Raw genomic sequence first — 5,803 nt, 5'->3', positions numbered from 1 at the left:
CAGATGCCGGCGCAGCAGGCACCGGAGCCGGGGATTCGCCCTTCGCACTCTGGCGTGCGCTGGGCACTCTAACAGGTCGTTGAAAATCTATCTGCGTTGCCGAATACCGCGTCAAAAACAGGCTCACAGCCGAAGGCTGAACGTGCTTTAGCACGGCCCCGAAGGGGCGAGCAAAGCGAGTCAAATGCTCATTTAGTTCACTAAACTCCGCTTTTTCGCCTGTTTCTTGTGCTCTAGGAGTATTTCCTTGTCTCGGCTGCCTCGATAACGTTTTTCAACAGCCTGCTAGGCTGGACGAAGTGCAAAGAATAACGATCGAAGGAGATGGCTTATGCAAGCGCTGCAAACGCAGAATCTGTATTGCCCTTACTGCGGTGAAGAAATTGATGTGACGGTGGATTGTTCAGTAGAAGAGCAGGAATACGTCGAGGATTGTTCGGTGTGCTGCAGTCCGATCCTGCTCAGTATTGTGGTTGACGACAGCGAGCAGATCTCTATCAGTGCCAGTCGAGAAAATGGCTGAGAGCCTGACCGGCCAGGTGTCGGCCATCCAGCGTTGAAAAGCGCCGGATGGCTTATTAAGGGAGACCAGAGTCCGCCTTCTCAGCGCCTGTCGCCTTGATTGTCTCTGGTTCGCCAGATCGTCAAAGGGATGTTTGGCACAGGGCTTTCTGCTGAGCGCCCTGTGCTGTTGGAGGGTTTAGCCGAGGTAGCCAAACTGCCGGGGTAGCCACAGCACGCTGTCCGGTACGATCACCATGAACAGCAGTGCCAGCAGAATGACCCCGATAAAGGGCCAGATTTCGCGGATGATATCCTTCAGCGGAATACCAGTAACACCATTGATCACGAATAGCAGCACTCCGTAGGGGGGAGTGATCAGGCCCAGCATGATGTTAATGGTGATGATCACCCCGAAATGTACCAGGTCGATACCCAGCTCTCTGGCGGCGGGCAGGAACAGCGGCACGACGATCAGCAGCAGTGTGGTGGCATCAAACAGACAGCCCAGCAGCAGAAACAGCACGTTGATCAGCAGCAGAAACAGCAGCGGTGACATCTGAATATGCGCCAGATGAGCCGCGACAATATTGGGAATGTTTTCGTTGGCTACCACGTAGTTGAACACCAGCGCTGAGGCAATGATCAGACCGACCACCGAAGTGGAGCGGGCGCCGTCTCGCACCAGCGTGATGAACTCCCTGAGGGTCAGGGAACGGTAGAACACCGCAGCCAGCAGCAGCGCATAGGCAGCGGCCACGGCGGCGGCTTCTGTCGGTGTGACGGCACCGCCGTAGATGCCGGCCAGCAGAATTACGGGCAGCAACAGCGCCGGGAAGGCTCGTCCGGTAATACGTGGTATGGCTTTCAATGGTACTGCTTCGTCACGGGGGAAATCCCTGCGCCGTGCCGCCCAGGCGTTCAGCACCATCATGACGGCCGCCAGTATCAGCCCCGGCAGAATCCCTCCCAGAAACAGATAACCGATGGAGGTATCGGACACCAGGGCGTACAGAATCATCGGAATGGAAGGCGGGATGATCGGCCCTATGACGCTGGACGCTGCCGTGACGGCCGCAGCGTAACCCGCAGGATAGCGGTCATGTTTGCACATCATTTCAATGATGACCCGACCGAGACCGGCTGCATCAGCAATGGCGGAGCCGGACATGCCGGAGAAAATCAGACTGGCAACCACATTGACCTGTGCCAGCCCGCCGCGGAATCGACCCACAATGGCGACGCAAAACTCCAGCAGACGGTCGCTCACCGTTCCCGCATTCATGAAGTTGGCCGCGAGGATAAACAGGGGTACTGCCAGCAGCACATAAGAGTTGAACAGGCCATTGAGGCTTTGTTCGGCCAGCAGGCCTACATCCTGCCCTGTGGCAAACAGGTAACCGATGGCACTGACCATCATGGCCAGTGCGATGGGGGCACCAATGGCCCCAAGAACAAAGAACGCACCAAGCGCCAGGATAAAAGCACTGCTCATTTGCTCATCACCTCGTGCTGGTCAGAAGAGGAAAGCTTATCGGGGCCAGTCGCCGGTACGGCTGGCTTGGCTGGTCTTGCCACTGGTCGCTGCCTGATCAGACTGATAAGCCGGAGCAGGGAGCGCAGCGTGACGGCCAGCAGGAAGACCGGAAAAATCGCATACACGTAACTCAGAGGGATCTGCGTGATAGGTGCGCTTTCAATTTGCATGAAGTCGACATAATCCACTACGGTCGGCAGTGCCGAGCCAAATCCCACCATCAGGCAAAGACTGCCGATGATCATGAATATTCGGCGCTTCGCTGGAGACACTGCTTCTGACAGCATGCTGAACGTAACGTGCTCAGACTCTTGCAGCAAAAACGCCGCAGTCCAGAACACCAGCCAGATATAAAGGATCAGGCAGACTTCGATGGTCCAGCCCAGTGGATGATTCAGCACATAGCGAGTGAAGACCTGAAGCAGGAAGATGCTGAACATGGCAAGGAACAGCATCACCGCAACGGCTTCTGCTATGCGCTTACCCAACGTGAGGATAGAGCGCATGGCAGAGGGTCTCTTACTGAATGGCGTTGATCTGATCGACAACCCCGGCAGGCCAGGATTTGGCAATCTCGGATGATTTGTACATTTCCTGTACATGCTGGCGGAAGGCATTGACGTCGGGCTCGTAGACTTTCAGACCCTGATCACGGAAGAACTGCACAAGCTTCTGCTCATCAGCAATGCGACCTGCGTTGTTGAAGGCGACTGCTTTGGCGGCGGCTTCCTGCACGTGCTGTTTCTGCTCATCGGTGAGCTTGTCGTAGGTCTTCATCGACATGGACAGGAAAATCGCATCGACCAGGTGATTGGTCAGGACGATTTGCTTGGTCACTTCATAGAACTTGGCCGCCTGGACGGTTGGCAGCGGGTTGTCCTGCCCATCTACCGCGCCTGTCTGCAGGGCGGTATAGACCTCGCCAAATGCCAGAGGGACCGGGTTGGCTCCCAGCGCCTGACCAAGGAATTGCCATTCTTTCGAGCCGGGCATGCGCAGCTTCTCACCTGCCAGATCAGCTGGCGTCCTGATTTCCTTGTCATCCCGCAGATTCAGCTCACGACTGCCCAGATAGCCGACATCGAGGATTTTGATGTGCATCTTTTCCTCGACCATTTTGTAGAACTGCTGCCCCAGCGGTGAATTGAATACATGCTGCTGATGCTCCGGGCTGCGAATCAGGTAGCCCGCGGTAAAAACGGACCATTCAGGAATCTGTTTGCTGATGTCCTGTGCGGAAATCATGGCCATATCAAGGTTGCCACGCTGCATGGCGGCAGGCTCTGTACCCTGTTTGAACAGGCTGGCGTTCAGGAAAATGTTGACGTCGAACTGCCCGGGGGAGGTCTTCTCCAGCTCATCCTTGAAGACGGTCAGCATGCGTGCATGCCAGTCCGTCTCCACTGCGGGTGAGGATATGCGGATTTTCAGCGGGTCGGCAATTGCTGTGGTACTGAGGCTGATGGCGGCAGCGCCCAGAATGATCCCGGACAGAATTGACAGAGCTTTGTTGTGCATAGTGCTTACCTGATTATTTTTGTTGGTAATGTTGTTCAAGCGGCCTGATCACTATAGTCCGTCGAACAGCCCTTTGGCTAACATGCAGAGATACGTGATGTACAGGCTAATTGTATAGCTAACATGTTAGTGATATACAAGTAATAAATTCACTTAACCCAAGAACGGACCTGTCCACCATGAGCCAAACTAACAACAATAAATTTGGTGTTTCAGCAGCCCTGACCACGCCTTTTCTGGCTGATGGTCAGGTTGATAAATCGCTGCTGCTGCGCCATGTCCAGCGACTGCTGCAACAGGGCTGTGCCAGCGTCACGCTATTCGGCACCACGGGGGAAGGGCCTGCACTTGGCATGCGGGAGAAAGCGGAGGTCGTAGACTTCCTGCTGCAGCAGGGCGTTGCTGCCAGCAAGCTCGTACTCGGTGTGCTGGCGGTGTCTCACGAAGAAGTGCTGGATATGTTTGCCTTGGGGCAGCGTATAGGTTGCCGTCGCTTTCTGCTCGCCCCCCCTTTCTACTTTAAAGGCGTGGATGAGCAGGGCTTGCTGCAGTGGTTCTCTGAGGTTTTATCAGCGGTACAGTCGCAGCAGCCAGAAGTGATTCTGTACCACATTCCCCAGTTAACTGCGGTGCCGCTGTCGGTATCGCTGATACAGCAACTAAAGCAGGCCTATCCAGCACTTATCTACGGGGTCAAGGACTCTGCGGGTGACTGGTCCAATTCCAAGGCATTGCTTGAACATTTTCCTGATTTGGCGATCATGATCGGCGATGAGCGTCTGCTCGAAGATGCCGTGCGTCTGGGGGCAAGTGGCACGATCAGCGGTATCGCTAATTTTCGCGCTGATTGGCTGATCGATGTCGTTGCGGGCCAGCCTGCTCATGCAGGGCTGACGCCGCTGGTCAATGAAGTGCTGTGCTATCCGGTTATTCCGGCGGTAAAAGCACTTGTTGCCGCGACGTATGACGAGGAGCAATGGCTAGGCTGTCGTGCTCCCTTATTAGCGCTGAGTGACGACGACCGGATGCGTCTGGTTGATCATTGCCAGTCGTTCCTGCCTGCGAAGTAGTTCAGGTGTTTGCATAGAGTCAATCAGGCAGCCTGAGCTCCGTCCTGAAGTGGATGGCTCAACGCTGCCAATGGTTTATTAAGGAGTTTTATATGGCGAAAGCGTCCGGTGCCAGAGGTGAACGTACCCTACGTCATCAGGCGTACGACACTTTTACCGAGCGCTTGCTGGCTCAGGAGATATCACCTGGGCAGTTTATTTCACAACGCGAGCTGGTTGAACTGACACGTATGCCTCTGGGAGCAATCAGGGAGCTGATCCCGAGGCTAGAGGCTGATGGTTTGATTCGTACTATTCCTCAACGTGGAATGCAGATTGCGCATATTGATCTCGAGTTGATCCGCAATGCCTTTCAGCTACGTTTGATGATTGAGCGAGAGGCTGCACGTAATTTTGTGCAGACCGCATCGGATCAGCAGATTGAAGATCTGTATCAGCAACATCTGCACATACAGCAGGAGGCCAGCACCGGTGTGGTTTCCCGAGAGCTGCTGCAGCGCGCCCAGAGTGTCGACTGGGGGATGCATGACATGATGGTGGATCATCTCCAGAATGAGCTGGTCTCGAACGTCTATCGGGTCAACTCCATCAAGATTCGTTTAATCCGTCAGGAGCGCATCGGCATACTTCCAGAATTGGTGGCATCGGTAATGGAAGAACACCTGAAGATCATCGCCGCTTTTCAGGCCAGAGATGAGGAGCAGGCTGTAAGGTTGATTACCGAGCATATAGAGCACTCCCGTTCTCGTGCCTTAAAAGTGTAAGGCTCGGTACTTTAAAGATCTGAAGCGCTTATCACGCTTTCCTGCCTGTTATGGCGATCTACGAGCGTGGCAAAACAAAGGTGTTGACAGGCCCGCGGAAGTGCCTATAATGCTCCCCCACTGAACACGCAGCGACACGCTGAGTGCTCCGGAAGAAAAAGAAGATGTTAAAATTCAGTACCTTAGCCGGCAACGGTGAATGCTGAAGAAAAGCCAAGCGAAAACGCGGCTTGACATCATCCGGTGATTCGATAGAATGCGCACCTCTTCTTCACTGGTGGTTGCGATCATCAGCTGCTCTTTAAAAATTAATCGGATAATTCGTGTGGGCACTTGTTCCTGACTCGACAAAATAGTCAGAGAACGATGCTCAATTCGTTGAGTAATGTGGGTCTCTGAGCCAAGTTTGGTGC

The 5,803-nt window shown here is 54.4% G+C and carries 7 protein-coding genes; 3 read left to right on the top strand and 4 right to left on the bottom strand.

What is annotated here, in order from left to right:
• Positions 1–331: 331 nt before the first annotated feature.
• Positions 332–523, top strand: coding sequence for a CPXCG motif-containing cysteine-rich protein (locus WH50_RS24960; RefSeq protein ID WP_110190102.1), 192 nt, complete (start codon positions 332–334; stop codon positions 521–523).
• Between the two features lie 177 nt (positions 524–700).
• Here WH50_RS24960 and WH50_RS24955 read toward each other — a convergent pair whose 3' ends face one another.
• From WH50_RS24955 to WH50_RS24945, 3 genes are read right to left on the bottom strand one after another with little or no spacing between them, the layout of a single operon-like run.
• Positions 701–1,996, bottom strand: a complete 1,296-nt coding sequence (locus tag WH50_RS24955) for a TRAP transporter large permease (protein WP_110190100.1) — start codon at positions 1,994–1,996, stop codon at positions 701–703.
• A complete protein-coding gene (locus WH50_RS24950) occupies positions 1,993–2,544 on the bottom strand; it encodes a TRAP transporter small permease (RefSeq protein ID WP_165838559.1) in 552 nt (183 codons plus the stop codon). Before WH50_RS24950 ends, WH50_RS24955 begins: the two co-directional genes overlap by 4 nt.
• Positions 2,545–2,557: 13 nt before the next feature.
• On the bottom strand, positions 2,558–3,556 hold the full coding sequence (locus WH50_RS24945; RefSeq protein WP_110190096.1) for a sialic acid TRAP transporter substrate-binding protein SiaP: 999 nt from the start codon (positions 3,554–3,556) through the stop codon (positions 2,558–2,560).
• Between the two features lie 179 nt (positions 3,557–3,735).
• Here WH50_RS24945 and WH50_RS24940 point away from each other — a divergent pair, with 179 nt between their 5' ends.
• Both WH50_RS24940 and WH50_RS24935 read left to right on the top strand, forming a co-directional pair.
• Positions 3,736–4,626 (top strand): dihydrodipicolinate synthase family protein, encoded by an 891-nt coding sequence (locus WH50_RS24940; protein WP_110190094.1) that lies wholly within the window; start codon positions 3,736–3,738, stop codon positions 4,624–4,626.
• 92 nt (positions 4,627–4,718) lie between these two features.
• A complete protein-coding gene (locus tag WH50_RS24935; protein ID WP_110190092.1) occupies positions 4,719–5,390 on the top strand; it encodes a GntR family transcriptional regulator in 672 nt (223 codons plus the stop codon).
• Positions 5,391–5,564: 174 nt separating this feature from the next.
• Here the strand turns inward: WH50_RS24935 and WH50_RS26720 are convergent.
• The coding region (locus WH50_RS26720) for a hypothetical protein (RefSeq protein WP_207780479.1) at positions 5,565–5,803 on the bottom strand (239 nt) is incomplete at its 5' end.

This window comes from Pokkaliibacter plantistimulans (assembly GCF_003194385.1).
In the GTDB taxonomy this organism is placed as follows: domain Bacteria; phylum Pseudomonadota; class Gammaproteobacteria; order Pseudomonadales; family Balneatricaceae; genus Pokkaliibacter; species Pokkaliibacter plantistimulans.
Note: the sequence above shows the minus strand (reverse complement) of the source record. Positions and strands in the feature narration are given on the sequence as shown.

Coding starts and splice junctions, on each gene's coding strand:
- WH50_RS24950 (WP_165838559.1), bottom strand. CDS start 2,544: ATGCGCTCTATCCTCACGTTGGGTAAGCGCATAGCAGAAGCCGTTGCG.
- WH50_RS24945 (WP_110190096.1), bottom strand. CDS start 3,556: ATGCACAACAAAGCTCTGTCAATTCTGTCCGGGATCATTCTGGGCGCT.
- WH50_RS24960 (WP_110190102.1), top strand. CDS start 332: ATGCAAGCGCTGCAAACGCAGAATCTGTATTGCCCTTACTGCGGTGAA.
- WH50_RS24935 (WP_110190092.1), top strand. CDS start 4,719: ATGGCGAAAGCGTCCGGTGCCAGAGGTGAACGTACCCTACGTCATCAG.
- WH50_RS24955 (WP_110190100.1), bottom strand. CDS start 1,996: ATGAGCAGTGCTTTTATCCTGGCGCTTGGTGCGTTCTTTGTTCTTGGG.
- WH50_RS24940 (WP_110190094.1), top strand. CDS start 3,736: ATGAGCCAAACTAACAACAATAAATTTGGTGTTTCAGCAGCCCTGACC.